This window comes from Yoonia vestfoldensis, assembly GCF_002158905.1.
GTDB classification, from domain to species: Bacteria; Pseudomonadota; Alphaproteobacteria; order Rhodobacterales; family Rhodobacteraceae; genus Yoonia; species Yoonia vestfoldensis_B.
Map to the genome: position 1 here is coordinate 2,115,841 of NZ_CP021431.1, position 25,054 is coordinate 2,140,894.

The 25,054-nt window shown below is 61.5% G+C and carries 23 protein-coding genes; 8 read left to right on the forward strand and 15 right to left on the reverse strand.

Annotated elements, in window-relative coordinates:
* Positions 1-22: 22 nt before the first annotated feature.
* From LOKVESSMR4R_RS10480 to LOKVESSMR4R_RS10495, 4 genes are all read right to left on the reverse strand, one after another.
* Positions 23-907, reverse strand: a complete 885-nt coding sequence (locus LOKVESSMR4R_RS10480) for a nickel/cobalt transporter (protein WP_087208173.1) — start codon at positions 905-907, stop codon at positions 23-25.
* Positions 889-1,563 carry a DUF1007 family protein gene (locus tag LOKVESSMR4R_RS10485; RefSeq protein ID WP_237331763.1) on the reverse strand — a complete coding sequence of 225 codons (675 nt, stop codon included), beginning with the start codon at positions 1,561-1,563 and terminating at the stop codon, positions 889-891. Before LOKVESSMR4R_RS10485 ends, LOKVESSMR4R_RS10480 begins: the two co-directional genes overlap by 19 nt.
* Positions 1,564-1,661: 98 nt before the next feature.
* Complete coding sequence (locus tag LOKVESSMR4R_RS10490; protein WP_087213039.1) at positions 1,662-2,546, reverse strand: NAD-dependent epimerase/dehydratase family protein; 885 nt, start codon at positions 2,544-2,546, stop codon at positions 1,662-1,664.
* 41 nt (positions 2,547-2,587) lie between these two features.
* Complete coding sequence (locus tag LOKVESSMR4R_RS10495) at positions 2,588-3,250, reverse strand: dimethylsulfonioproprionate lyase family protein (RefSeq protein ID WP_087208177.1); 663 nt, start codon at positions 3,248-3,250, stop codon at positions 2,588-2,590.
* 122 nt (positions 3,251-3,372) lie between these two features.
* Here LOKVESSMR4R_RS10495 and parE point away from each other — a divergent pair, with 122 nt between their 5' ends.
* Together parE and LOKVESSMR4R_RS10505 are read left to right on the forward strand one after the other, a co-directional pair.
* A complete protein-coding gene (gene parE / locus LOKVESSMR4R_RS10500) occupies positions 3,373-5,331 on the forward strand; it encodes a DNA topoisomerase IV subunit B (RefSeq protein WP_087208179.1) in 1,959 nt (652 codons plus the stop codon).
* A gap of 107 nt (positions 5,332-5,438) precedes the next feature.
* Complete coding sequence (locus LOKVESSMR4R_RS10505) at positions 5,439-6,155, forward strand: DUF1194 domain-containing protein (protein ID WP_087208181.1); 717 nt, start codon at positions 5,439-5,441, stop codon at positions 6,153-6,155.
* 27 nt (positions 6,156-6,182) lie between these two features.
* Here the strand turns inward: LOKVESSMR4R_RS10505 and LOKVESSMR4R_RS10510 are convergent, their stop codons facing one another.
* Positions 6,183-6,569 (reverse strand): c-type cytochrome, encoded by a 387-nt coding sequence (locus LOKVESSMR4R_RS10510; RefSeq protein ID WP_087208183.1) that lies wholly within the window; start codon positions 6,567-6,569, stop codon positions 6,183-6,185.
* Between the two features lie 98 nt (positions 6,570-6,667).
* On the opposite strand from LOKVESSMR4R_RS10510, the gene LOKVESSMR4R_RS10515 reads away from it, so the two are divergent.
* Positions 6,668-7,102, forward strand: a complete 435-nt coding sequence (locus LOKVESSMR4R_RS10515; protein ID WP_087208185.1) for a DMT family transporter — start codon at positions 6,668-6,670, stop codon at positions 7,100-7,102.
* Here LOKVESSMR4R_RS10515 and LOKVESSMR4R_RS10520 read toward each other — a convergent pair.
* From LOKVESSMR4R_RS10520 to proS, 3 genes are all read right to left on the reverse strand, one after another.
* Positions 7,099-7,779, reverse strand: coding sequence for an ABC transporter ATP-binding protein (locus tag LOKVESSMR4R_RS10520; protein ID WP_087208187.1), 681 nt, complete (start codon positions 7,777-7,779; stop codon positions 7,099-7,101). The genes LOKVESSMR4R_RS10515 and LOKVESSMR4R_RS10520 overlap by 4 nt on opposite strands.
* Positions 7,772-9,028, reverse strand: a complete 1,257-nt coding sequence (locus LOKVESSMR4R_RS10525) for an ABC transporter permease (RefSeq protein ID WP_087208189.1) — start codon at positions 9,026-9,028, stop codon at positions 7,772-7,774. Before LOKVESSMR4R_RS10525 ends, LOKVESSMR4R_RS10520 begins: the two co-directional genes overlap by 8 nt.
* A 71-nt stretch (positions 9,029-9,099) precedes the next feature.
* The gene (proS, locus tag LOKVESSMR4R_RS10530; protein WP_087208192.1) at positions 9,100-10,440 is read right to left on the reverse strand and encodes a proline--tRNA ligase; all 1,341 of its coding nucleotides are present in this window, start codon (positions 10,438-10,440) and stop codon (positions 9,100-9,102) included.
* Between the two features lie 158 nt (positions 10,441-10,598).
* Here proS and LOKVESSMR4R_RS10535 point away from each other — a divergent pair, with 158 nt between their 5' ends.
* From LOKVESSMR4R_RS10535 to LOKVESSMR4R_RS10550, 4 genes are read left to right on the forward strand one after another with little or no spacing between them, the layout of a single operon-like run.
* Positions 10,599-11,702, forward strand: a complete 1,104-nt coding sequence (locus LOKVESSMR4R_RS10535; RefSeq protein ID WP_087208194.1) for an AI-2E family transporter — start codon at positions 10,599-10,601, stop codon at positions 11,700-11,702.
* Positions 11,699-12,361 (forward strand): DnaA ATPase domain-containing protein, encoded by a 663-nt coding sequence (locus LOKVESSMR4R_RS10540; protein ID WP_087208197.1) that lies wholly within the window; start codon positions 11,699-11,701, stop codon positions 12,359-12,361. The genes LOKVESSMR4R_RS10535 and LOKVESSMR4R_RS10540 overlap by 4 nt, the downstream gene beginning before the upstream one ends.
* Before the next feature lie 50 nt (positions 12,362-12,411).
* Positions 12,412-14,580, forward strand: a complete 2,169-nt coding sequence (locus tag LOKVESSMR4R_RS10545) for an RNA degradosome polyphosphate kinase (RefSeq protein WP_157898186.1) — start codon at positions 12,412-12,414, stop codon at positions 14,578-14,580.
* Positions 14,581-14,614: 34 nt separating this feature from the next.
* Positions 14,615-16,162 (forward strand): Ppx/GppA family phosphatase, encoded by a 1,548-nt coding sequence (locus tag LOKVESSMR4R_RS10550; RefSeq protein WP_087208199.1) that lies wholly within the window; start codon positions 14,615-14,617, stop codon positions 16,160-16,162.
* 66 nt (positions 16,163-16,228) lie between these two features.
* On the opposite strand, the gene LOKVESSMR4R_RS10555 is transcribed toward LOKVESSMR4R_RS10550, so the two are convergent.
* The 3 genes from LOKVESSMR4R_RS10555 to scpA all read right to left on the reverse strand — a co-directional run bounded on the left by LOKVESSMR4R_RS10555 (position 16,229) and on the right by scpA (position 19,801).
* Positions 16,229-16,906 carry a molecular chaperone DjiA gene (locus LOKVESSMR4R_RS10555; RefSeq protein WP_087208201.1) on the reverse strand — a complete coding sequence of 226 codons (678 nt, stop codon included), beginning with the start codon at positions 16,904-16,906 and terminating at the stop codon, positions 16,229-16,231.
* 91 nt (positions 16,907-16,997) lie between these two features.
* Positions 16,998-17,609 (reverse strand): VOC family protein, encoded by a 612-nt coding sequence (locus tag LOKVESSMR4R_RS10560; RefSeq protein ID WP_087208203.1) that lies wholly within the window; start codon positions 17,607-17,609, stop codon positions 16,998-17,000.
* Between the two features lie 65 nt (positions 17,610-17,674).
* Entirely contained in the window at positions 17,675-19,801 is a 2,127-nt protein-coding gene (gene scpA, locus LOKVESSMR4R_RS10565; RefSeq protein ID WP_087208205.1) for a methylmalonyl-CoA mutase, read from the reverse strand.
* Between the two features lie 102 nt (positions 19,802-19,903).
* Between scpA and LOKVESSMR4R_RS10570 the strand changes: the two genes are divergently transcribed.
* Positions 19,904-20,383: a DUF4174 domain-containing protein gene (locus tag LOKVESSMR4R_RS10570; RefSeq protein ID WP_087208207.1), complete on the forward strand. Its 480-nt coding sequence runs from the start codon at positions 19,904-19,906 to the stop codon at positions 20,381-20,383.
* A gap of 4 nt (positions 20,384-20,387) precedes the next feature.
* Here LOKVESSMR4R_RS10570 and LOKVESSMR4R_RS10575 read toward each other — a convergent pair whose 3' ends face one another.
* From LOKVESSMR4R_RS10575 to LOKVESSMR4R_RS10590, 4 genes are all read right to left on the reverse strand, one after another.
* Positions 20,388-22,385 (reverse strand): acetyl-CoA carboxylase biotin carboxylase subunit, encoded by a 1,998-nt coding sequence (locus tag LOKVESSMR4R_RS10575; RefSeq protein ID WP_087208209.1) that lies wholly within the window; start codon positions 22,383-22,385, stop codon positions 20,388-20,390.
* Between the two features lie 90 nt (positions 22,386-22,475).
* Positions 22,476-22,688: a hypothetical protein gene (locus LOKVESSMR4R_RS10580; protein ID WP_087208211.1), complete on the reverse strand. Its 213-nt coding sequence runs from the start codon at positions 22,686-22,688 to the stop codon at positions 22,476-22,478.
* 349 nt (positions 22,689-23,037) lie between these two features.
* Positions 23,038-23,391 carry a hypothetical protein gene (locus LOKVESSMR4R_RS10585; RefSeq protein ID WP_204248777.1) on the reverse strand — a complete coding sequence of 118 codons (354 nt, stop codon included), beginning with the start codon at positions 23,389-23,391 and terminating at the stop codon, positions 23,038-23,040.
* A 31-nt stretch (positions 23,392-23,422) separates the two neighbouring features.
* Positions 23,423-24,946 (reverse strand): acyl-CoA carboxylase subunit beta, encoded by a 1,524-nt coding sequence (locus tag LOKVESSMR4R_RS10590; protein ID WP_087208215.1) that lies wholly within the window; start codon positions 24,944-24,946, stop codon positions 23,423-23,425.
* Positions 24,947-25,054 lie beyond the last annotated feature (108 nt).

Here is a 25,054-nt window from a genome sequence, read left to right on the forward strand (position 1 = left end):
AGCCGCGGTGCGTAAAGCGCAATCAGATGCTGCGCAGCACCAACTGCAAGGCGAGCAGCGTGACCAGCGCGCCGGCGGCAATCTCGACGCTGGCCATCATCCGCGCGGTGCCGCGATTGCTGACCAATTGCAGGGTAGTTTCGCGCAGACCGACAGCGGCAAAGGCGACCAGCATCGTGATACTGGCGGTGCCCAGCCCCATCACAAAGGCCCCGATGATCCCCGCCCAGTCCAGACCGAACCGCCACGTCAGGATCAGCAGGAACACCGCGCCGGTGCAGGGGCGCACCGCGATGGCCGCGATGATCGCGACGGCATCGCGCCATGACCGCACGGCGGCGGCCTCTGCGACGCTTGGCCCATGGGCATGGCCGCAGCTGGCGCAGACGGCGTCATGTCCATGGACAGGCTGGCGCAAGCCGCGCAGATGGCGCGCACCGCGCAGCACCAGCCACAGCCCGACACCCGCGATCAGCGCATAGCTCAGAGGTTCCAGCACATCATCGGCCAGCCCGGTCATCTGCGCGCGGCCCCAGCCCAGCGCCCAGACAGCACCGTAAACCAGCGCCACCGCCGTCATCGCCTGCGCCAGCGACGCGGCCAGCGCCAGCCCCGCCAGCCGCCCCAAGGGCACCCGCGCGCCAAGCCCGTAGCCGCCAATCACCAGCTTGCCATGCCCGGGCCCGGCCGCATGGACAAAGCCATAGGCAAAACACAGCCCCCAAAGCGTCAGCACCGCCGCCCTGTCGCCTTGTTGAAGCGCGCGCAAGGCCGCTGCCATCGCATTTTGCACCTGCATCTGCGCGGCACCGGCCTGCCGCGCGATCTGATCCGCCCCGCCAAAGACCCAAAGCCATAGCGCCGCCGCCGCGATCACGGCCAGCAGGATTACAGCAAGCCGGCGCATGTCACGACCACTTTATCGGCAAAGGACCGGCCAACCTCGGGAAAGTCCTCATCGGGGCCGACATCGCTGGCAGGGCGGCCATAAAGCAATTCCTCGACCAGCGTATAGGCGGCGTCCAGATTGGCGGGGATGATATCGACCGTGCAATCATCGCGGCCCGTGACACTGACAGGACCGGCCAGCGTATAGGCGACGTAATAGCTGGGATCATAGGGCAGGATCGTCAGCGGTGCTGCGCGATCGGCAAGCTGCGCCACGGGGCGCAGATGGGTTTCGCGGATGATCCCGTTTTCATAGACCATCGCATGGTCGCGCTTTGGCGCCAGCGGCAAGATAGTGTCGCCCTGCGCCACCTCTAGATCGCCATCGAAATCGGCGGGCCATGCGGCCACCTGCGCATCCAGCAGCGCCTGTTCATCAGGTGTCAGTTGCAGATCGCCATCGATATCAATGCCCAGATCCGCCGTGACAAGCATCGAGAAATAGGCGTCATAAACCCAGTCAAGCCGGACCGCGACGCCACCCTGCGCGTCAAAGGCCACCGCCATTTCCACCTGCACAAAGACATGCGGATGGGCCAGCGCAGGCGCAGGCAGCAACAAGCCGATCAGGGATAATTTGCGCAACATGGCCTTTGCTACCGCAGGGCGCGCCATGCCGCAATCATGCTGTGGGGGCGCAGGCCACACTTGGGCGTGATCCGGCCCTGACGCAGACCGGCCCATCACAGGCCGCAGGCGGGGCCGGTCAGCCGCTAGCCCAAGACATCGCGCCAGGCATGTTGCGGGGCGAAACCGACCATGCGCTTGGCCTTGGCATTGCTATACATTGTTTCGTTTTCCGACATCGTGCCGCGCTGTGCGACCCCTTGGTAAAAGCGGTCGATTACCTGCTGCGCGGTGATGCCCACGCTGAGGTCGTCGTTGGAAACGTTGAACAGCTGATAGCCCAGCCCGTCGGTTTTCAGGCAGCACTCGACCATATGGCCCAGATCGCGCGCGTCGATATAGGCAAAGATATTGCGCCGCCGGGTTGCAGGATCAGCGATGAAGGCGGGAAATTTTTCCGCATATTCATGTGGTTCTATGACATTATTGATGCGCAGACCATAGATATCTATGCCAGAGCGCGCCTGAAAGCTGCGCGCCGTCGCCTCGTTGCAGACCTTGGACATCGCATAGCTGTCATGCGGCACGGTGGGGTGATCTTCATCCACCGGCACATAATCCGGGTTGACCTCGCCATGGGCGAAACAGATGCCATAGGTGGTTTCAGAACTGGCAAAGATCACTTTGGGCACGCCGAGCTTCACCGCCGCTTCGATCACATTATAGGTGGATTGCGTGTTGATCCGGAAACATTCCGCATCGGTGCCGATCATCACGCGCGGCACGGCGGCGAAATGCACCACGGCATCGAAACGCGGCACGCCTGTGCCGGTCTCCAGCTCGTCGAAATCGGCATATTGCGACATCGCGCCGATCACCTGCCCCGCGTCGGTCAGATCGACCAGCAATTCGGACATATCCAGCCCCGATGGCACCAGATCGATATTGACCACGCGGTGCCCCTGCGCTTGCAGATGGCGGATCGCATGTTTGCCCGCCTTGCCGCTACCACCGGTAAAGAAAATGCGCATCATCGTTCCTTTCGCGCTAGGTGCTGTCCTTGCGCGCCTGCCTATTTGCGCGGGCGCGAAAAGACCATCTTTTGCCCGGCCAGATCGGCGGGCTTGCCCAGCCAGGCATAGGCCAGCAATGCGGGTTCACGGTCGCCCACGGTGATCCTGTGCAGATGATCCGGCGGGTTAAAGATCATCGAGCCGGGCACATAGACGCCTTGGTGATTCTCGGACACGGCGCCCGACAGGCAGACATAGCTTTCGGTGATCCCCTGATGCGCATGGGCTGGATAGGTGCAGCCGGGCGCGAATAACACCACGCCCAGGATGATCTCTGAGGTGATGACCGGCCCGTTCGGCCCTGCGATTTCGGCATAAGCATAGGAACCGGCCAGCGACGGGGGGACCTTTTCATAGCCATATTGCCAGGAAAAATCCACGCTGAGCGTATCAAGCGCCCGGATCGTCGAGGCCATGATCCCCGAGCGCCCCTGATCCAGCGCCCGGCGCAGATGCGCGGTGACAGGTTTCTGCGCGGCGGGCTGCAATTGCACGGGCGCATGTGCCTTGATCACGCGGTTGATCGCCTCGCGCACCTGGCGTTGATGGCTGCGGATGCGATCGCTGCCGCCCGCGGGGATCGCGCGGTAAAGCTCGTAGAATTCCGCCAGCAGATAGCGCCAATCCGGCAAGCCCTTGATCGTGGTCATTGTGTTGGTCATCGCGCCCCCCGTTTGGTGGAACCTGCCACAGCACCAAGGCCATGACAAACACGATCTGCGGGGTCTTTCATGGACGCCCCCCCTCTGCCATAAAGGCGCAAACCACAAGAAAAGAGCAGCCAATGGCCGACGACCTTTTGTCCACCACAGGACCCGATGATTACAATGCCAGCAGCATCGAAGTGCTGGAAGGTTTGGAACCGGTCCGCAAGCGCCCCGGCATGTATATCGGCGGCACAGATGAACGCGCTTTGCATCATCTGGTGGCCGAGGTGCTGGACAATTCCATGGACGAGGCTGTCGCAGGCCATGCCAACCGGATCGAGGTGGAATTGCACGCCGATCATTCGGTCACCATCCGCGATAACGGGCGCGGCATCCCGGTTGATCCGCATCCGAAATTCCCCGACAAATCCGCGCTAGAGGTGATCCTTTGCACGCTCCACGCGGGCGGTAAATTCTCGGGCAAGGCCTATCAGACATCGGGCGGGTTGCACGGGGTCGGCGCATCGGTGGTCAATGCGCTGTCGGATTCGATGATCGTGCAGGTCGCGCGCAACAAGGAATTGTTCGAACAGCGCTTTTCGCGCGGTATCCCCCTTGGCCCGATCCAGAAACTGGGACCCACGCAAAACCGGCGCGGCACGACCGTCACATTCCATGCAGATGAACAGATTTTCGGGTCACAGAAGTTCAAACCTGCGCGGCTTTATAAATCCATCCAGTCCAAGGCTTATCTGTTTTCCGGCGTTGAAATCCGCTGGAAATCGGAAATCAACGACGGCGAAACCCCGCTGGAGGCGACATTCCATTTTCCCGGCGGTCTGGCCGATTACCTGAAAGAAACCTTGGGCAAATCCGCGACCTATGCCGAACGGCCCTTTGCGGGCAGCGTCGATTTCAGCGACAAATTCAACGAACCCGGCAAGGTCGAATGGGCGATCAACTGGACGCCGGTGCGCGACGGGTTCATCCAATCCTATTGCAACACGGTCCCCACCCCCGAAGGCGGCACCCATGTCGCGGGCTTCTGGAACGCGATCCTCAAGGGCATCAAGGGCTATGGCGAGCTGGCCAATAACAAGAAAGCCGGGCTGATCACCCGCGAAGACCTGATGTCGGGCGGCTGCGCGCTGGTGTCCTGTTTCATCCGCGAACCGGCTTTCGTGGGCCAGACCAAGGACAGGCTGTCATCCGAAATCGCCGCCCGCATGACCGAAGGCGCCGTGCGCGACCATTTCGACAATTGGCTGGCGGCAGATACCAAATCGGCGGGCGCGATCCTTGATTTCCTGGTCCTGCGCGCCGAGGAACGCCTGCGCCGCCGTCAGGAAAAGGAGACCGCCCGCAAATCCGCGACCAAGAAACTGCGCCTGCCCGGCAAGTTGACCGATTGCACATCCAAGGACCGCAGGGGCACGGAATTGTTCATCGTCGAGGGGGATTCCGCCGGTGGCTCTGGCAAGGGCGCGCGCAACCGCGTCAATCAGGCGCTGTTGCCGCTGAAGGGCAAGATTTTGAACGTGCTGGGCGCGGCATCGAACAAGCTGACCACCAATCAGGAAATCAACGATCTGTGCGAGGCCTTGGGCGTCGGCATGGGCACCAAGTTCAACGTCGATGATCTGCGCTATGAAAAGATCATCATCATGACCGATGCCGATGTGGATGGCGCGCATATCGCCAGCCTCTTGATGACGTTCTTTTTCACCCAGATGCGCCCGCTGATCGACCACGGGCATCTCTATCTGGCCTGCCCGCCGCTCTATCGGCTGACCCAGGGCGCGCGGCGCATCTATGTGGCGGATGACGCCGAAAAAGAACGCGTGCTGGCCAAGGGTCTGGGCGGCAAAGGCAAGATCGACGTGCAACGCTTCAAGGGTCTGGGCGAAATGGACGCCAAGGACCTGAAAGAAACCACGATGGACCCCGCCACCCGCAAACTGATCCGCGTGACCGTGCATGATGAAGTGCCCGGCGACACCGCCGATCTGGTCGAGCGGCTGATGGGGAAAAAGCCAGAACTGCGGTTCCAGTACATTCAGGAAAACGCGCGGTTCGTGGAGGAGTTGGACCTGTAGGGTGCGCATCCTGCGCACCTGTTAGGAACCACATCGACCACATCGACCACATCGGTGCGCAAAATGCGCACCCTACCCTTGGGTTAACGGCGCCCTATATTCTCCTCATGCGCCAGCTGATCCTTGCCCTCTTCCTCGCCGGGCCTGCCTTTGCCCAGCAGATCGAGACCGACCTTGAACTGGTCCTGCTCGCCGATGCCTCGGGGTCCATCGACGCGGAAGAACTGCTGTTCCAGCGGCAATCCTATGCGACCGCGATCACCGATCCGGCGGTTGTCGCGGCGATCCAGAACACGCTTTACGGGTCCATCGCGGTCACTTATGTCGAATGGGCCAGCAATCAGGCGACGGTCGTGGACTGGACCATCATCGCCGATATGGACAGCGCCACCGCCTTTGCAGGCGCGCTGATCGGCCCGCCACGGCAGGCCAGCGGCAGCAATGCCATCGGGGCGGCGCTGCTTTACGCGATGGACCAGATCGAGGGCAATGACATCCGTTCGCTGCGCCGCGTGATCGATTTTTCGGGTGATACGATGGCCAATACGCTTGGCCCCGCGATCACCACCTCACGCGATCAGGTGGTGGCGGCGGGCATCACGATCAACGCCCTGCCGATCCTGCGCAGCAATGATTTCCGCAGCAATAGCGGGCTGGTCAATCTTTATGAACAAAACATCATCGGCGGCCCGAATGCCTTTGTCATGCCCGCGATGGATGGCGCGGAATTCACCGATGCCATCCGCCGCAAGCTGATCCTGGAAATCGCAGGCACAAGGCCCGACACGCCGCTGGCCACAGCGCTGTTGCAGCAGATCCCGTAGGGCGGGGTTCACCCCGCCGCCCGCAAATCAGCGTTGCAGGCTTTCCAGATAATCCGTCAGCACCAGCAATTTCCACGGCACCGGCGTGCCCAGCCCGTCGTTTTCCACGATCACCGTATCGCCCAGATCACCGGCACCGAATTCGGGCATCGCCCCTGACAGATGCTGGCCCGCCTGATAGCCGTCAATCGTGCTCATCACCGCGTCACGCGGGAAAGTGCCGCCATTGCGCGCCGAAATCTGCGTCAGATCGGGGGCAGTGACGCCCAGATCGCGCGCCATTGGCCCGTTGCCAGTCCCGTCGACACCGTGGCAGGCGGCGCAATTTTCCAGATAGACGCTGCGCCCGTCGATCGGCTGCTCGTCAACGCAGGCCGCCAGCGCCAGCGCCGCGCCAAGAATGAATATCCGCATGATTTGCCTCCTCGTTTTTTATCAGACTAGCAAAGTCGCGCGCGGCAAGCCATGCTCCAGATCATATCGCCCCCCTCAGGACAATCGAAAGGGCTGCAATGTTCCATTACGCGCTGATCATGCTGGCCGCAGGCCTTGGTATTCCGGTGCTTGCAGCCTTGAACGCGGCGTTGGGCCGGCAGATCGGGTCACCGGCGATGGCGGCGGCGGTGCTGTTCGTGGTGGCCTTTGGCGTGGCGCTGATCGCGGCCCTGCTGACCCAGCCACAGGCGGCGGCACGGCTGGCATCGGCGCCCAAATACCTGTTTCTGGCAGGCACGCTGGTCGCCTTTTACATCCTGTCGATCACATGGATCGCGCCGGTGATCGGGCTTGGCAATGCGGTGTTTTTCGTGCTGCTGGGGCAATTGATCTCGGCGGCGGCCATCGACCATTTCGGGCTGTTTGCCGCACAGGTCACCCCGCTGACCGGCACCCGTGCCGCCGGGATCGCGCTGATGGCCGCTGGCGTGGTCTTGACCCAGAAGGTCTAAACCGGCACCAGAACGCCCGCTTGCAGCCGCAGCTGCCGATCCATCCGCGCGGCCAGATCAAGGTTATGCGTCGCAATCACCGCCGCCAGCCCGGTATCGCGCACCAGCCCGATCAGGGTCTCGAACACGCGGTTGGATGTCTCGGGGTCCAGATTGCCGGTTGGTTCATCCGCCAGCAATAATGCAGGCTCGTTCGCCAGTGCCCGGCAAAAGGCGACGCGCTGCTGTTCGCCCCCCGACAGCGCCGCAGGCCGGTGCGCGGCCCGTCCCGCGATGCCGACGCGGTCCAGCAGCCCCATTGCGCGGGTATGGGCGGTTTTTTCGCTGACACCATTGGCCAGCTGCGGCAGCACGATGTTTTCCAGCGCCGAAAATTCCGGCAGCAGATGGTGGAACTGGTAGATGAACCCGACCTGCCCCCGCCGCACGCCGGTGCGTTTGCGATCCGATAGCCGCGTCATATCCACGCCCGCGATGCTGACCCGACCGCTGTCGGGCGTATCCAGCAGCCCCGCGATATGCAGCAAGGTCGATTTGCCCGCCCCCGATGGCGCGACAAGCGCCACGATCTCGCCTGCGCCGACGCTCAGATCCACGCCTTGCAGCACGCGCACCTCGTTGGGTTTGCCCGCGTGATAGGTCTTGTGCAGATCATGCAGCGACAGGATCTCATTCATAGCGCAGCGCCTCGACCGGATTCATGCGCGCGGCGCGGCGGGCGGGAAAGATCGTGATGATCCAGGACAGGCCCAGCGACAGCGATACGGCCTTCAGCACATCGGACAGATGCAATTCGGCAGGCACGTTATAGATCCCCCGGATCGACGGATCCCAGACACCGCCGCCCGCGACATAATTCACCAGGCTGAAAATCTGGTCGATATAGATCGCGAAGAGACAGCCCAGGATCACGCCCAGCGCCGTCCCGATCGTGCCGATCCCGGCCCCGCAGATAAAGAAAATCCGCAGGATCGACCCTTCGGTCAGCCCCATCGTGCGCAGGATGCCCACATCGCGGCCCTTGTTTTTGACCAGCATGATCAGCCCGCTGATGATATTCATCGAGGCCACCAGCACCAGAATGGACAGGATGATGAACATCACATTATCTTCAATCGTCAGCGCGCGCAGGAACCGGCCCACGCGGTCCTGCCAGCTATAGGCCCAGACATTGGGGCCTGCGGCATTGGCGATATCCTGTTTCAAAGCCTCGGATTGGTTGATGTCGTCCAGCCGCACATCCAGCTCATCCGCCACAGAATCGCGGTTAAAGATGCTTTGCGCCACATCAAAGGGCAGATAGGCGCGCACCTCGTCGATCTGATAGCGGCCGGTGGAAAAGATATAGACCACCTCATAGGCATTGCGCCGTGTCGATTGACCCATCGGCGTGGCCGCGCCGGACCGTGTGGTGATCTCGATCCGGTCGCCAAGCCCAAGCCCGAGGTTCGCCGCCAAGGCAGAGCCAAGGGCTATCCCGTTCGGCAGGTCGTCGATATCGCCGATGGTGCGTTCGCTATCCACGATAGCCTCGGAGGCCTTAAGGTCATCCAGATGGATGCCATAGATATCGGCAAGCGCGATCTGCCCGAAAGCCCCCGCCATCGCCTGCCCGCGCACCAAGGGCGCGACACTGGCCACACCGGGCACTTGCATGATCCGCTCGGCCATTTCGGCGTAATCCGCGATCACGTCACGCGGGCGCACCACGGTGACATGGGCATTGGCCCCCACAATCGTATCGATGAATTCAGCGCGAAAGCCCGACCGCACGGCCAGCGTCGCAATCAGCGCGAAGACGGCCAGCGTGACACCGATCAGGCTGATCCATGTCATGACGCTGACGCCACCCTCGGCGCGTTTGGCGCGGATATAGCGCCAGGCGATCATCCATTCGAATTTGGCAAAAGGGCGCGGTGTATTCATGGCCTGCTACATAGCGCGCAGGCCAAGGCTGCACCAGCACCCTTTGGTTGTGGTCGCGCGGATCAGCGCGATCATGCGATCCCGTCATAGATCTTGGCGATCTTGGCCACCGCATCCACGGGCGGCAATTCCTCGCTTTCGCCCGTGCGCCGGCAGGTCAGTTCGACCACGCCGTTTTTCAGCCCGCGCGGGCCAACGGTGATCCGCCAAGGCAGGCCGATCATATCCATCGTGCCGAATTTGGCCCCCGCCCGTTCGTCGCGGTCATCATAAAGCGGTTCCAGCCCCAGCGCGGTCAGGCTGTCGTAAAGCGCCTGGCAGGCGGCATCCGCCTCTGCGTCGCCTTGCTTGAGGTTGACGATCCCGCAATGGAACGGCGTCACGCCTTCGGGCCAGATGATGCCCTTGTCGTCGTGGCTGGCCTCGATGATCGCGCCCAGCAGACGCGACACGCCGATCCCGTGGCTGCCCATATGGACCGGCACTTTGCCACCCTTGCCGTCATCGACCATGGCGCCCATCGCCTCGGAATATTTGGTGCCGAAATAGAAAATCTGGCCCACTTCGATGCCGCGCGCAGTGCGGCGGCGGTCCTGAGGGATCTGGTTGAACAGCGCCTCGTCATGGGTTTCATCGGTGCGCGCATAGCGGCTGGTGAATTCATCCAGCACAGCGGCACAGGCGGCGTGATCATTGTAATCGATCTGCCGGTCCCCGAATTTCAGATCGGTGATCTGGCTGTCATAGAACACTTCCGATTCGCCGGTGTCGGCCAGCACAAGGAATTCATGCGTGTCATCGCCGCCGATGGGGCCAGAATCCGCGCGCATCGGGATCGCTTGCAACCCCATGCGTTCATAGGTGCGCAGATAGCTGACCAGATGGCGGTTATAGGCGTGCAGCGCGTCTTCTTTGGTCAGATCGAAATTATAGCCGTCCTTCATATAGAATTCGCGGCCCCGCATGACGCCGAAACGGGGGCGGACCTCGTCACGGAATTTCCACTGGATCTGATAAAGCGTCAGCGGCAGATCCTTGTAGCTGGTCACATGGGCGCGGAAGATGTCGGTGACCAATTCCTCGGCCGTGGGGGTGAACAGCATGTCACGCCCGCCACGGTCCTTGATACGCAGCATTTCTTCGCCATAAGCATCATAGCGCCCGCTTTCACGCCAAAGGTCCGCCGATTGGATCGTCGGCATCTGGATCGCGATATGGCCCGCGCGTTCCTGTTCCTGATGCACGATATTTTCGATCTTGCGCAGCACCTTGAACCCCAAGGGCAGCCAGGAATAAATCCCCGCGCTGGCCTGTTTGATCATCCCGGCCTGCAACATATAGCGATGCGACACGATCTGCGCCTCGCGCGGGGTTTCTTTCAGGACGGGCAGGAAATATCGGCTGAGGCGCATGGGGGTAACCTTTGTGACAGGCGGAAATTGATTTTGACGTGTAATCGCGCAACCATGCCCCCGCAAGCATTGTGATTGACAGCGCTCGAAAATGCGCAGGCCCCTTGCACGCAAGGCCGGTTTGCCGCATCACGGCAAGAACCAAAACGGAGCGACCGATGGCCCTGCCCATCAAGGACCAGATCAAATATTGGGGCATCGCCACGGCGCTGTTTCTGGCCGTGCTTTGGGTCTTGGGCGATGTGATCCTGCCTTTCGTGCTGGGCGGGGCGATCGCCTATCTGCTGGACCCTGTCGCCGACAGGTTGCAGCGCGCGGGCCTAAGCCGGGCGCTTGCGGTCAGTATCATCACCCTGGCCGCCGCTATGGTGTTCATCCTGCTGATCCTGCTGGTGATCCCGACGCTGGTCAAACAAACCACCGCGCTGATCGATACCGCCCCTGCCCTGTTTGAACGGCTTCAGGCCGGATTGACCGCGCGTTTTCCCGAATTGATCGAACCGGAAAGCACGATCCGTCAGCAATTGCAGGCTATCGGAGAAACGATCCAGGCCCGCGGCGGTGAATTGATCAACAGCCTGCTCAGCTCGGCCATGGGGCTGATCAATATCCTTGTGCTGCTGGTGATCGTACCGGTTGTCGCCTTTTATCTGCTGCTGGATTGGGACAAGATGATCGCCAAGATCGACGGGCTGCTGCCGCGCGATCATGTCGCGACTGTCCGTCACCTTGGCAGCGAAATCGACCGCACGCTGGCGTCTTTCATCCGTGGGCAATTGACGGTCTGCCTGATCCTTGGCAGCTATTACGCGCTTTTCCTGATGCTGGCGGGGCTGAATTTCGGGCTGATCGTCGGGTTTATCGCGGGGCTGATCACCTTCATCCCCTATGTGGGCGCCTTGGTCGGCGGGGCTTTGGCGCTGGGATTGGCTTTGTTCCAGTTCTGGGGCTCGGTCGAGATCGCGGATGGGGAAACCGTGACCTATGCGACCAATTGGCTGCGGATCGGGATCATCGCCGTGATCTTCGGGGTGGGCCAGTTCCTCGAAGGTAATATCCTGACGCCCAAATTGGTTGGGTCTTCGGTGGGGCTGCATCCGGTCTGGCTGATCTTTGCACTATCGGTTTTCGGGTCGCTGTTCGGCTTTGTCGGCATGTTGGTTGCCGTGCCGGTCGCCGCCGTGATCGGCGTGCTGACCCGCTACGCGTTGGGCAAATACCGCGACAGCCTGCTGTATCAAGGGCAGTCCAAGGCCCCATGATGGCACAACAGCTGAGTTTCGACTGGCCCAACGGGGTGGCGCTGGGGCCGGATGATTTTTTCGTCTCGACCGCGAATGCGACCGCCTTTGGCATGGTGACCGATCCGGACCGCTGGCCACTGCGCAAGCTGGTTGTCGCGGGGCCGATGGGCTGCGGCAAAAGCCATCTGGCGCGGATTTTCGCAGGGGGGCAGCGCACGCAGATCATCGCGGCCGCCGATCTGACCGCCGATTTCCAACCCACAGCCGCGGCCTTGGTGGTCGAGGATATGGACCGCCTGCCTCAGACCGCCCAAGAGGCGATGTTCCATCTGCACAACCACCTGCAACACAGCGGCGGGCTGTTGCTGATGACCGCGCGCCAGACGCCGGGGCATTGGCCGCTGACCCTGCCCGATCTGGCCAGCCGGATGCAGGGCAGCGCCGTGGCACAGGTCGCCGATCCCGATGACGCGCTGTTGCAGGCGGTGATGATGAAGCTTTTCGCCGACCGCCAATTGCTGCCGCCCCCCGATCTGGCCGCCTATCTGGCGCCCCGGATCGAGCGGTCCTTTGCCGCCGCCGCCGCCATCGTGGCCGCATTGGACAGCGCCGCCTTGGCAAGCGGCCACAAGATCAACCACAGGTTGGCTGCACGGCTGCTGGACAAGCCCGACTAGCCGCTGCATCATTGTCACAAAACCGCAACCTTCGCGGGACAAAAGGCAGCATGAACAACGCAAATTTCCTGACCGGCGACTTTCCCGCCGCCACAGCCCTTGAGACGGATATCGCCAGCAGCGCCCGGTTTGTGAACCGAGAGCTAAGCTGGGTCGGCTTTAACTGGCGCGTGCTGGAAGAGGCTGAAAACCCGCGCGTGCCGCTGCTGGAACGGCTGCGCTTTTTGTCGATTTCGGCAACCAATCTGGATGAATTCTATACTGTCCGGGTCGCGGGCCTGCGCGAATTGGCCATCGCCGGCAATGTGACGCCCGCGCTGGACGGGTTGACCCCCGCCGAACAGCTGGTCGAGATCGACCGCGAGGCGCGCGCCTTGATGACCCGCCAGCAAGTCGTGTTCAGCGCGCTCGAGGCGGAAATGAAAGACAATGGCATCGCCATCCTGTCGCGCAAGGATGTCACCGCCGCCGATAATGATTTCTTGCAGGATTATTTCCTCGATCAGGTGTTTCCGGTTTTGTCGCCCTTGGCGATCGACCCTGCGCATCCGTTTCCGTTTCTGCCCAACGAAGGGTTTGCACTGGCGCTGCAACTTGAACGCAGCGCCGATAAACGCAGCCTGCGCGCGCTTTTGCCGATCCCCGCCCAGATCGCGCGGTTCATTTCGCTGCCCAGCACCACGGGCCACCGGTTCCTGCCGCTGGAAGAATTGCTGCTATTGCATATTCCGCGGCTGTTTCCGGGCTATCAGGTCAAGGGCAATTGCGGCTTCAAAGTGCTGCGCGACAGCGATCTGGAACTGGAAGAAGAGGCCGAAGACCTTGTGCGCGAGTTTGAAACCGCCCTCAAACGCCGCCGCCGGGGCGAGGTTGTCCGGCTCAAGATTTCGGCCAATGCGCCGCCTGCGCTGCAATCGCTGATCATGTCCGAATTGCATGTCGCCAGCGATGCCGTGGTCGAGGTGGACGGGCTGATCGGCATTTCCGACCTAGGCGAACTGGTGTTGGATAGCCGGCCTGATCTGCTTTGGCCCAGTTTCACCCCCCGGGTGCCCGAACGGGTGCAGGACCATGACGGCGATATGTTCGCCGCGATCCGGCAAAAGGACATGCTGCTGCATCATCCTTATGAAACCTTCGACATGGTGGTGCGGTTCCTGACACAGGCCGCCCATGACCCCGATGTCGTGGCGATCAAACAGACGCTTTATCGCACGTCGCAGAAATCGCCCATCGTCACCGCCCTTTGCGAGGCTGCCGAGAACGGCAAATCGGTCACCGCCTTGGTCGAATTGAAGGCCCGTTTCGACGAGGCCGCCAATATCCGCCAGTCGCGCCGTCTGGAACGGGCGGGCGCGCATGTGGTTTACGGCTTTGTGAATTACAAGACCCACGCCAAGATCAGCACCGTGGTCCGCCGCGAGGGCGACAGGCTGGTGACCTATACCCATTTCGGCACTGGCAATTACCATCCGATCACGGCGCGGATCTATACCGATCTGAGCTTTTTCACCTGCGATCAGGATCTGGGGCGCGATGCGACCAAGGTGTTCAACTACCTGTCCGGCTATGCCCAGCCAGAGGGGCTGAAAAATCTGTCGATCTCGCCCATCTCGCTGAAACAAACCCTGATCGACCGGATCGGGATCGAGGCGGATAACGCCCGCGCCGGCAAACCCGCGATGATCTGGGCCAAGATGAATTCGCTGGTCGAACCCGATGTGATCGATGCGCTTTATGCGGCGTCACAGGCGGGGGTCAAGATCAGCCTTGTGATCCGCGGCATCTGCGGGCTGCGCCCCGGTGTGGCAGGGCTGTCCGACAATATCCGCGTCAAATCCATCGTGGGCCGGTTTCTGGAACATTCGCGCATCGTCTGTTTCGGCAATGGCGCAGCGCTGCCATCCAAAAAGGCCAAGGTCTATATCAGTTCGGCCGATTGGATGGGGCGCAACCTGAACCGGCGGGTCGAAACGCTGGTTGATATCCAGAACCCGACCGTCAAGGCGCAGATCGTCAGCCAGATCATGGCCGCCAATATGGCTGACGTTGCGCAAAGCTGGGTCATGGCACCCGATGGCCATTTCACCCGTGCCACCCCGCCCGAGGGTGAATTTGCCTTCAATTGCCACCGCTTTTTCATGGAAAATCCATCGCTTTCAGGGCGGGGATCTGCCGGTGCCTCGGATGTTCCGCAATTGACCCATACCGACGATTGACCGATACGGGTCAGACGTCGCATACGGGGACATCATGACTCAGCAATCCGAGCCTGACAGCATCGACTGGGGGCCATTTGGCCGCCCTTTGTTCGAAGACCCCGCCGCACAGGCCTTGGCGCGGGTCGGCGTTGTCGATGTGGGGTCCAACTCTGTCCGCATGGTGGTCTTTGACGGGGCGGCACGCTCGCCTGCCTATTTCTATAACGAAAAGATCATGTGCGCGCTGGGGGCGGGCATGTCGCAAACCGGCCATCTGAACCCCGAAGGACGCAAACGCGCGATTTCCGCGATCCGCCGTTTCGCGGCATTGGCCCAAGGTATGGGCATCCCGCCGCTGACCGCTGTCGCCACCGCCGCCGTGCGCGATGCCAGCGACGGGCAGGATTTCCGCGACGAAGTCCTGCGCGAAACCGGCGTCAAGCTTTGGGTCATCGACGGGCGCGAAGAGGCGCGGCTGTCCGCCCAGGGCGTGTTGCTGGGCTGGCCGGGCAGTTACGGCCTTGTCTGCGATATCGGCGGGTCGTCCATGGAACTGGCCGATCTGGCCGAAGGCCGCGTCGGCCAGCGCGTGACCTCCGCGCTTGGCCCGCTGAAACTGCGCGAAATCAAGGGTGGCAAAAAGGCGATCAAGGCCCATGTCCGCGCGACCATGCAGGATCTGCACAAAGAGATGAACCTTGAAACCGGGATGCGCCTGTTTCTGGTCGGCGGGTCATGGCGGGCCATCGCGCGGATCGACATGGAACGGCGCGGCTATCCGCTGACGGTGCTGCATGAATACCGCATGTCCTCGCGCCAGATCAGCATGACCGCCGAATATATCCGCAACTCTGACCTGGCGGAATTGCGCAGCCGCTGCCATATCTCGGACAGCCGGATGTCGCTGGTCCCGCTGGCGGTGATCGTGCTGAAGGAATTGATGCGCAGCTTCAAGCCCAAGGATGTGGCGGTGTCATCCTATGGTATCCGCGAAGGGATGCTTTACGAACAGATGCCGCGCGCGCTGCGCGAACGCGACCCGCTGATCGAAAGCTGCCGTTTCGCCGAAAACAAGGATGCCCGCCTGCCCGGTTTCGGACGGATCCTTTACGATTTCGTCAAACCGCTGTTTCCGCGCGCCAATTGGCAGCGCAAGCGGATCATCAAGGCCGCCTGCCTGCTGCATGATGTCAGCTGGCGCGCGCATCCCGATTACCGCGCCGAGGTGACCTTTGACAACGCGACCCGCGCCAATCTGGGCGGGTTGAAACATTATGAACGGGTCCTGTTGGGGCTGGCGCTGATGAACCGCTATTCCAGCAAGACCGCGAACAGCCGCTTTGATCCGCTCTTCGCCATGCTGACCCCCGAGCAGATCAAAGAAGCCGAGATCCTGGGCAAGGCGATGCGGCTTGGCGCGATGCTCTGGCTGACGGCGGATGAACAGCCCGGCACGCTGAAACTGAACCGCAAGACCAATGAAGTCACCCTGCGGCTGACCGACCATGCCCGCCCGCTTTACGGCGAGGTCGCAGAGGTCCGGTTCAACGCTTTGGCAAATGCGCTGAACGCGACAGGGATCGTCACTTTCGGCAAATGACTCGGCGGCAAATGACTGGGCGGCAAATAACCCGGCGGCAAGTAACCCGGCGCGCTGCTTTGGCGATCAGCGCGCGGCGCGGATCTCTTCCCAGGCGCGGTTGATCGCAACCATGCGCCGCTCGGCCAGCTTGACCGCCTCGGGGGGCAGGCCGCGCGCGATCATCTGGTCGGGATGGGTGTCGCGAACCAGCTGCGCCCAGGCGGCGCGGACCTGCGGCATCGGCGCATCGGGATCAACGCCCAGCACGGCAAAAGGGTCACGTTCGGCATCGGGAACGAATTGCGCGCGGATCCGCTGGAACCGGCGATCGTCAAAACCAAAGATCGCCGCGACCTCGCGCAGAAAGGCATCTTCGCTCTGGTGATAGCGGCCATCCGCCAGCGCGATATGGAACAACCCTTCCAGCAGGTCACAAAGCGGGCCGTCCTGATCGCCAAACATCGCCTTGATACGGCGCGCATAGATGTCATAGCCCGCCACATCCTGCCGCGCGAGATCAAAGACACGGGCGGCATTGTCTTCCTCCTCGGGGGTGATGACAAAGACATCGCGAAAGGCGCGGACCTCGTTGCGCGACACATGACCATCGGCCTTGGCCATCTTGGCCCCCAGCGCGATCACCGCGATGGTAAAGGCGACAGACCGGTCCGGCGGCGTGCGCAGCCGGTCAAAGACCGCCAGCAAGCCCTCGCCCTTGGCCAGGGCGGCCAGCGCTTCAGCGATGCGGGTCCAGATCGACATGTGGGTCCTTTGATCAAAACGATGCCCGACCTTGAACCCGACCTGCGCGGCTGTTGCAACCTCTCGCTGCAACCGACCGCGCGAAATTACCCTAGCAAAGCCTGCGGCGCCCCTGCTTGGTGTCGAAATCGGCGGCAAATCCGGCTGGCCCCACGACAAACCGGACCCTGTCATCGGCCAGCGGCAGCATCGCGCGCAGATCATCCGCCTGCGGGTGACTGACGGTCAGTTCCAGCAGACGACAACCGCTCTCCGCCAGCCGGCGCGCCGGGTGATGCGTGCCAGCCGCCCATTGGATCAATGTCGGATAGGCCCCGTCATAAGGTTTGCTGCCATCCTCCGGCACGGTGATGCGCCAGGCCAGATCGCCGCGCGACAGATCGCGGGGCAGCCCCACGGCAGCGGGCGCATCGCGCAGCAGGCCGTCCAGATCATCGGTCTGGCAAATCCAGTTGCCAAGGCGCGGCGCGCCGGTAAAATCATCCAGCCCGAACCATGTCGGCCCGTCATAGGGGGAAGCCTCGGGATCCTTGGCAATCACCTCCAGATAAAGATCATCGCCCAGCCCCAACAGTGTGTTATGCGTGCCGTACCGGGCATGTTTGCCGCCGGGCTGCAGGGTGACGCCCAAAGCAGCCTCGACCCAGGCCGTCCCCATGGCCAGATCCGGCGCAACAACAGCAAGATGGTCAAGCCTCAGCATGGTGCGTCCTCATCTTCCGAGCCGAAATATCCCCGCCGGAGGCATCCAGCCCCGCAGGGGCCGGATCAGCCGCGCGCCGCCCGGATCAGATGCAGGATATCTTCGGCCGCCTTGGGGATATTGGTGCCGGGGCCAAAGATCGCCTTGACCCCGCTATCATAAAGGAACTTGTAATCCTGCTGCGGGATCACGCCGCCGCAGATGACGATGATATCATCCGCCCCCGCATCTTTCAGCGCCTGCACCAATTTGGGGGCCAGCGTCTTGTGGCCAGCCGCCTGTGACGAAATCCCGATCACATGCACGTCGTTGTCGATGGCATCCTGTGCGGCCTCGGCGGGGGTCTGGAACAGGGGGCCGACATCGACATCGAACCCGATATCGGCAAAGGCGGTGGCGATCACCTTGGCACCACGGTCATGCCCGTCCTGCCCCATCTTGACGACCAGCATGCGCGGGCGGCGGCCTTCATCATTGGCAAAGGCCTCGACACTGGCCTGAATGGCCGCGAAACCGGCATCGCCCTCATAGGCGGCGCCGTAGACCCCGGCCAGCGTCTTGACCTCCGCACGGTGGCGGCCGAACACTTTTTCCATCGCCATGCTGATTTCCCCCACGGTGGCGCGTGCGCGCGCGGCAATGACCGCCGCTTCCAACAGATTGCCGCCCTCGCCTGCGCGGCGGGTCAGTTCGGCCAGCGCCGCATCGCAGGCTGTGGCATCGCGGGCGGATTTGGTGCGGTCGATCCGCGCGATCTGCGACAGGCGCACGGCCTCGTTGTCGATATCAAGGATGTCGATGGGATCCTCGTTATCCTTGCGGTATTTGTTGACGCCGACGACAACCTCGGTGCCACGGTCGATGGCGGCCTGCCGTTTGGCGGCGGTTTCCTCGATCCGCAGCTTGGGCATGCCGGAGGCCACGGCCTTGGTCATGCCGCCCATTTCCTCGACCTCCTGGATCAATTCCCAGGCTTTCTCGGCCAGATCATGGGTCAGGCTTTCGACGTAATACGACCCTGCCAGCGGATCGACGACTTTCGTCACGCCGGTCTCTTCCTGCAAGATCAACTGCGTATTGCGCGCGATCCGCGCCGAAAACTCGGTCGGCAGCGCAATCGCCTCGTCCAGCGCATTGGTATGCAGCGATTGCGTGCCGCCCAGCACCGCCGACATCGCCTCATAGGCTGTGCGGATCACGTTGTTATAGGGGTCTTGTTCCTGCAAGGACACGCCCGAGGTCTGGCAATGGGTGCGCAGCATGGAGGATTTGGGGTCCTTGGGATCGAATTCCGCCATGATCCGCGACCACAGCAGACGGGCCGCGCGCAGTTTCGCGGCCTCCATGAAGAAATTCATCCCGATGGCGAAAAAGAAACTTAGCCGCCCTGCGAATTGGTCCACATCCATGCCCCGCGCGATGGCGGCGCGCACATATTCGCGCCCATCGGCCAAAGTATAGGCCAGTTCCTGCACAAGGTTCGCGCCGGCCTCTTGCATGTGATAGCCGCTGATGCTGATCGAATTGAATTTCGGCATCTCGGCGGTGGTATATTCGATGATATCCGCGATGATCCGCATCGAGGGTTCGGGCGGATAGACGTAAGTATTCCGCACCATGAATTCCTTGAGGATGTCGTTCTGGATCGTGCCCGACAGCACATTGCGCGGATGGCCCTGTTCTTCACCCGCGACGATGAAATTGGCCAGGATCGGGATCACCGCGCCATTCATGGTCATGGATACGGACACTTTATCCAAGGGAATCCCGTCAAACAGGATTTTCATATCCTCGACGGAATCGATGGCGACACCGGCCTTGCCCACGTCCCCTTCGACGCGGGGATGGTCGCTGTCATAGCCGCGATGGGTGGCCAGATCAAAGGCGACAGAGACACCCTGTTGCCCTGCCGCCAGCGCCTTGCGGTAGAAATTGTTGGATTCCTCGGCTGTCGAAAACCCCGCATATTGCCGGATCGTCCAGGGGCGGCCGGCATACATCGTGGCCTTGACGCCGCGCGTATAGGGGGCCGCACCGGGGATGCCGCCCAGATGCGGCAGCTCTGCGGTATCTTCGGCGGTATAGAGCGGCTGGACGGGAATACCTTCGAGGGTGTGCCATGTCAGCGCATCCAGCGGCTTGCCGCGCAATTCACCACTGGCCAGCTTTTCCCATGTTTTCTTGTCGGTCATCGCAGGCTCCTGTTGGCTGTGTCACATCCGGTCGCAAAAAAGGTGTTGTCCTTGCGCCTTTGGGACTTAGCTTTGTGGCGTGGTCGGACTATATTGGTAGCTATGAAAAGAATGTTCTGTATCGCGCTTGTCGCGCTTATTGCCACCACCAGCCTGTCAGCGGATGAGGCTGTGGTTGACCAATCGATCATCGAGCGCTGGGAAACCGATCCAACGCAGGTTTTCGATGCCTCCGAGGTCAGCCTGGCCGAATTGCAATGGCTGGCCCGCGCGGTGGTGATTTTTGCCGACACGCCCAATGATCCAAGGTTCCGCCAGCAGATGGATTTGCTTTTGGCAGATATCGACCGGCTGATCGAACGCGACGTGATCTTGATCACCGACACCGATCCGGCGGCGCGCACATCGGTGCGCATCGCGCTGCGCCCGCGCGGATATGCGCTGACCGTGGTGGATAAGGATGGCCGCGTCCTGCAACGCAAGCCCGAATTATGGAGCGTGCGGGAATTGACACGGTCGATCGACCGCACCCCGCTGCGCCAGCAGGAAATCGAGGACCGGCGCGGCGAAAATCTGCGCTGACCGGTCATTCGAATTCCATGATCACATCATCAACGGCCAGGCTGTCCCCGGCGTTGGCGTTGATCTTGGCGACCACGCCTTTGCGTTCGGCGCGCAGGATGTTTTCCATCTTCATCGCCTCGACCGTGCAAAGCGCCTGACCTTCCTGCACCTCGTCACCCACGGCCACATCGACCTTCACGATCAGGCCGGGCATCGGGCAGAGCAGCACTTTGGATGTATCGGGCGGCAGCTTTTCGGGCATCAAGGCCGCCAGTTCCGCCTGACGCGGGCTGCGCACATGCACCTTCAGATCAGCCCCGCGATAACGCACACGGAACCCGCCTGAAATCTTGCCGATCTTCAGCACCAAAGGCGCGCCATCCACGTCAAGCCGCGCCAGCGGCTGGCCGGGTGTCCATTGGCTGGTCACGCGCAGGGTGCGATCCGCGATGGTGACATCGGCCCCTTTCTTATCGGCGCTGATATGGACGCGGTGATGCGCGCCCTGGATCGAGACGACCCAATCTTCGCCAACATGCCTTTCATGGTTGCCCATCCGCCCGCTGATCCGCGCGCGCCGGATTTCGGACACGCGGTGCATGGCGGCGGCAGAGGCCGCGATTTGCAGGCAAGTGTCATCCGGCAGGGTCGTGCCGTTGAACCCGTCGGGGAATTCCTCGGCGATGAAGGCGGTGGTCATCGTGCCGGATGTGAATTTCTCGTGGTCATAGACCGCTGCAAGGAACGGCAGGTTATGGCCGATCCCTTCGACCTCGAACGCATCCAGCGCCAGCCGCATTTCCGCGATGGCCGAGGCACGGTCCGGCCCCCAGGTGCAGAGCTTGGCAATCATCGGGTCATAGAACATGCTGATCTCGCCGCCCTCGAACACGCCGGTATCATTGCGCACGGCCCGTGTGGGTGTCGCCTCTTCCACGGGCGGGCGATAGCGCGTCAAACGGCCGATGGATGGCAGGAACCCGCGATAGGGGTCTTCGGCGTAAAGCCGGCTTTCCATGGCCCAGCCGTTGATTTTCAGATCACTTTGCACAAAGGGTAACTTTTCCCCCGCCGCGACGCGGATCATCTGTTCGACCAGATCGACACCGGTGATCAGCTCGGTCACAGGATGTTCCACCTGCAAACGCGTGTTCATTTCCAGAAAGTAAAAGTTCCGGTCGCCATCGACGATGAATTCCACCGTGCCTGCACTGGTATAGCCCACGGCCTGCGCCAGAGCGACGGATTGTTCGCCCATCGCCTTGCGGGTGGCTTCGTCCAGAAACGGGCTGGGGGCTTCTTCGATGACTTTCTGATTGCGGCGCTGGATCGAACATTCGCGTTCATGCAGATAGACCGCATTGCCATGCTGGTCGGCCAGCACCTGAATTTCGATATGGCGCGGCTGGGTCACGAATTTTTCAATGAAAATCCGGTCATCGCCGAAACTGTTGGCAGCCTCGTTCTTGGAGGATTGAAACCCTTCGCGGGCCTCTTGATCATCCCAAGCGATGCGCATGCCCTTGCCACCGCCACCGGCACTGGCCTTGATCATCACCGGATAGCCGATCTGGTTGGAAATCTTCACCGCCTCATCGGCATCCGCGATCAGGCCCATATAGCCCGGCACGGTCGAGACATTGGCCTCTTGCGCCAGTTTCTTCGAGGTGATCTTGTCGCCCATCGCCTCGATCGCGCCTTTGGGCGGGCCGATGAAGGCAACGCCTGCGGCCTCCAGCGCCTCGGCGAATTTGGCATTCTCGGACAGGAAACCGTAACCGGGATGCACGGCCTCGGCACCGGTCGCCTTGATCGCGGCCATCACCTTGTCGATGACGATATAGGATTGGTTGGCGGGGGCCGGGCCGATATGCACCGCCTCATCAGCCATTCTGACATGCAGCGCATGGCGGTCGGCGTCGGAATAGATCGCCACCGTCTGGATGCCCATCTTGCGCGCCGTCTTGATGACGCGGCAGGCGATTTCGCCCCGGTTGGCGATCAGAATTTTCTTGAACATCAATGGTCTCCCCAAGAACGCAAAACCGCCGCCGGAGAATATCCCCGACGGCGGCAATGGTGACTGACAGCCCTGTTGCGGGCTGCGAAATTAGCGGCGGACGGGACGGCAGACGCCGACGTCGTCACAAAATACGCCTGCGGCGGCACCGGCCAGAACCGTACCGGTGCGGTCAGTGCCCAGCAATTCCGCCGCGACCAGACCTGCGCCCGCGCCTGCGACGGCACGTTCGGTGTCGCTTTCCAGACAAGCGGACAAAGCGAAAGCAGCAAAGGCCGCCAAGATGATGGATTTCTTCTGCATGGTGTTCTGCCTTTATTGGGTTTGGTGGAAACAGCGCCAGAATCGCTGTTCGTGCCTGATAACTCAATACCCTTAAGCGTGTGATATCCAATATCAGCCGATTTTTTGCCGCCGCCCGCCGCCATAGGGGAAACCGGCCCGCCAAGGGAATAGGCAGGCCGGTCAAGGGAAGGGTCGGCGTGGTTCAAGGATGCAGCTGCGCGCAGGCCAGATCGCGGCCCCAATCGCGCCACCGCATATCTCATCATGCCGCAGCTTTGCCCCGCGCCAAAGCCCGCAGATATCCGCGCCCCGAAATCGGCGGTTTCCTGCCTTGTGGCATGGCGGACGGCATGGGCAAGCGCGCTGATCATGGGTTCAGGCCGGGAATGTCGGGAAAGCTCTGCCGTGCCAGCTTGACGTCGATCCGCAGCATCGCCTCATAGCTGGCAGGGTCGAACGGGTCTTCGGCGGGGATCACCTCGCGGCCGAAAAGCCAGCTCAACCGGCCCGCATCCAGATTGCCGCGCACGAATGGCTCTTCGCCAAAAGCCTCCCACAGCGCCTGCATGAAACCGGCATCCGCGCGTTTGTCGGCGGGGCGGCGGTCGGGATAGCGGATGCGTTCGGTCAGCGGTGTCGCGCCGTCCTTATTGGCGCGGCGAATCACGAATTGGAAATCCGTGCCCGGCAAGCGGCCCGGAAAGCCGCGGTGTTTGTCCATATATGGCAGTGCCATCAATCTGACCTTTGGTTCAAAGCGGAATATTGTCGTGTTTTTTCCACGGCATCTGGGTTTTCTTGGATCGCAGCGACGCGAAGGCGCGGCAGATCCGCTTGCGCGTGGAATGGGGCATGATCACCTCGTCGATGAACCCCTTTTCGGCGGCCACGAACGGATTGGCAAATCGCGCCTCGTATTCAGCGGTGCGTGCGGCGATTTCCTCGGGGGATTTGCCACGATGGATGATTTCGGTCGCACCCTTGGCACCCATCACGGCGATTTCCGACGTGGGCCAGGCATAGTTGAAATCGGCCTGCAAATGCTTGGACGCCATCACGACATAGGCCCCGCCATAGGCTTTGCGGGTGATGACAGTGACCTTTGGCACCGTCGCCTCGCCATAGGCATAAAGCAGTTTCGCGCCGTGTTTGATAACGCCGCCATATTCCTGTGACGTGCCCGGCAGAAAGCCCGGAACATCAACCAGCGTCAGCACGGGAATTTCGAACGCGTCGCAGAACCGCACGAAACGCGCGGCCTTGCGGCTGCTGTCGATATCCAGACAGCCCGCCAGCACCATCGGCTGATTGGCGACAACACCCACGGTCGCCCCTTCCAGCCGGATGAAACCGGTCAGGATATTCTTGGCAAATTCGGCCTGAATCTCGTAAAAATCACCCTCATCCGCGATTTTCAGGATCAGTTCCTTCATGTCATAAGGCGTGTTCGGATTGGCGGGGACCAAAGTATCAAGGCTTTCCTCGATCCGGTTCACATCGTCAAAGAACGGGCGCACAGGCGGCTGGTCGCGGTTGTTCAGCGGCAGGAAATCGAACAGACGGCGGGTTTCGGCCAAAGCCTCGACATCATTTTCAAAGGCACCATCGGCGACCGATGATTTGCGGGTATGGGTGCTGGCCCCGCCCAATTCCTCGGCGGTGACGATTTCATTGGTCACGGTCTTGGCCACATCGGGGCCGGTGACGAACATATAGCTGGAATCCTTCACCATGAAGATGAAATCCGTCATCGCGGGGCTATAGACAGCGCCCCCCGCACAAGGCCCCATGATCAGGCTGATCTGCGGCACGACACCCGATGCGGTGATATTGCGCTGGAACACATCGCCATAGGCGGCAAGGCTGGCGACACCTTCTTGAATGCGCGCGCCACCTGAATCGTTGATCCCGATCACCGGCGCGCCGTTTTGCATCGCCAGATCCATGATCTTGCAGATCTTCTTGCCATGGGTTTCCGACACCGACCCGCCCATGACGGTGAAATCCTGCGAAAAGACATAGACCATGCGCCCATTGATCGTGCCCCAGCCCGTCACGACGCCATCGCCTGCGGGCCGGTCCTTGTCCATGCCGAAATCGGTGCAGCGATGCGCCACGAACATGTCGAATTCTTCAAACGAGCCTTCGTCCAGCAGCAGATCGATCCGTTCGCGCGCGGTCAGCTTGCCCTTGCTATGCTGCGCCGCGATCCGTTTTTCGCCGCCGCCAAGACGTGCATCGGCGCGCCGATCCTCGAGTTCCTGCAGAATGTCCATGCCAGCCCCTCCCCTTCAGGTTTCGCCCTGCATAGCATGTTCGGGGCACGAATGAAGCGGGATTAAGAAAATTTGCAAATACCATAGTTCGCAAAGTGAAATTTCTGC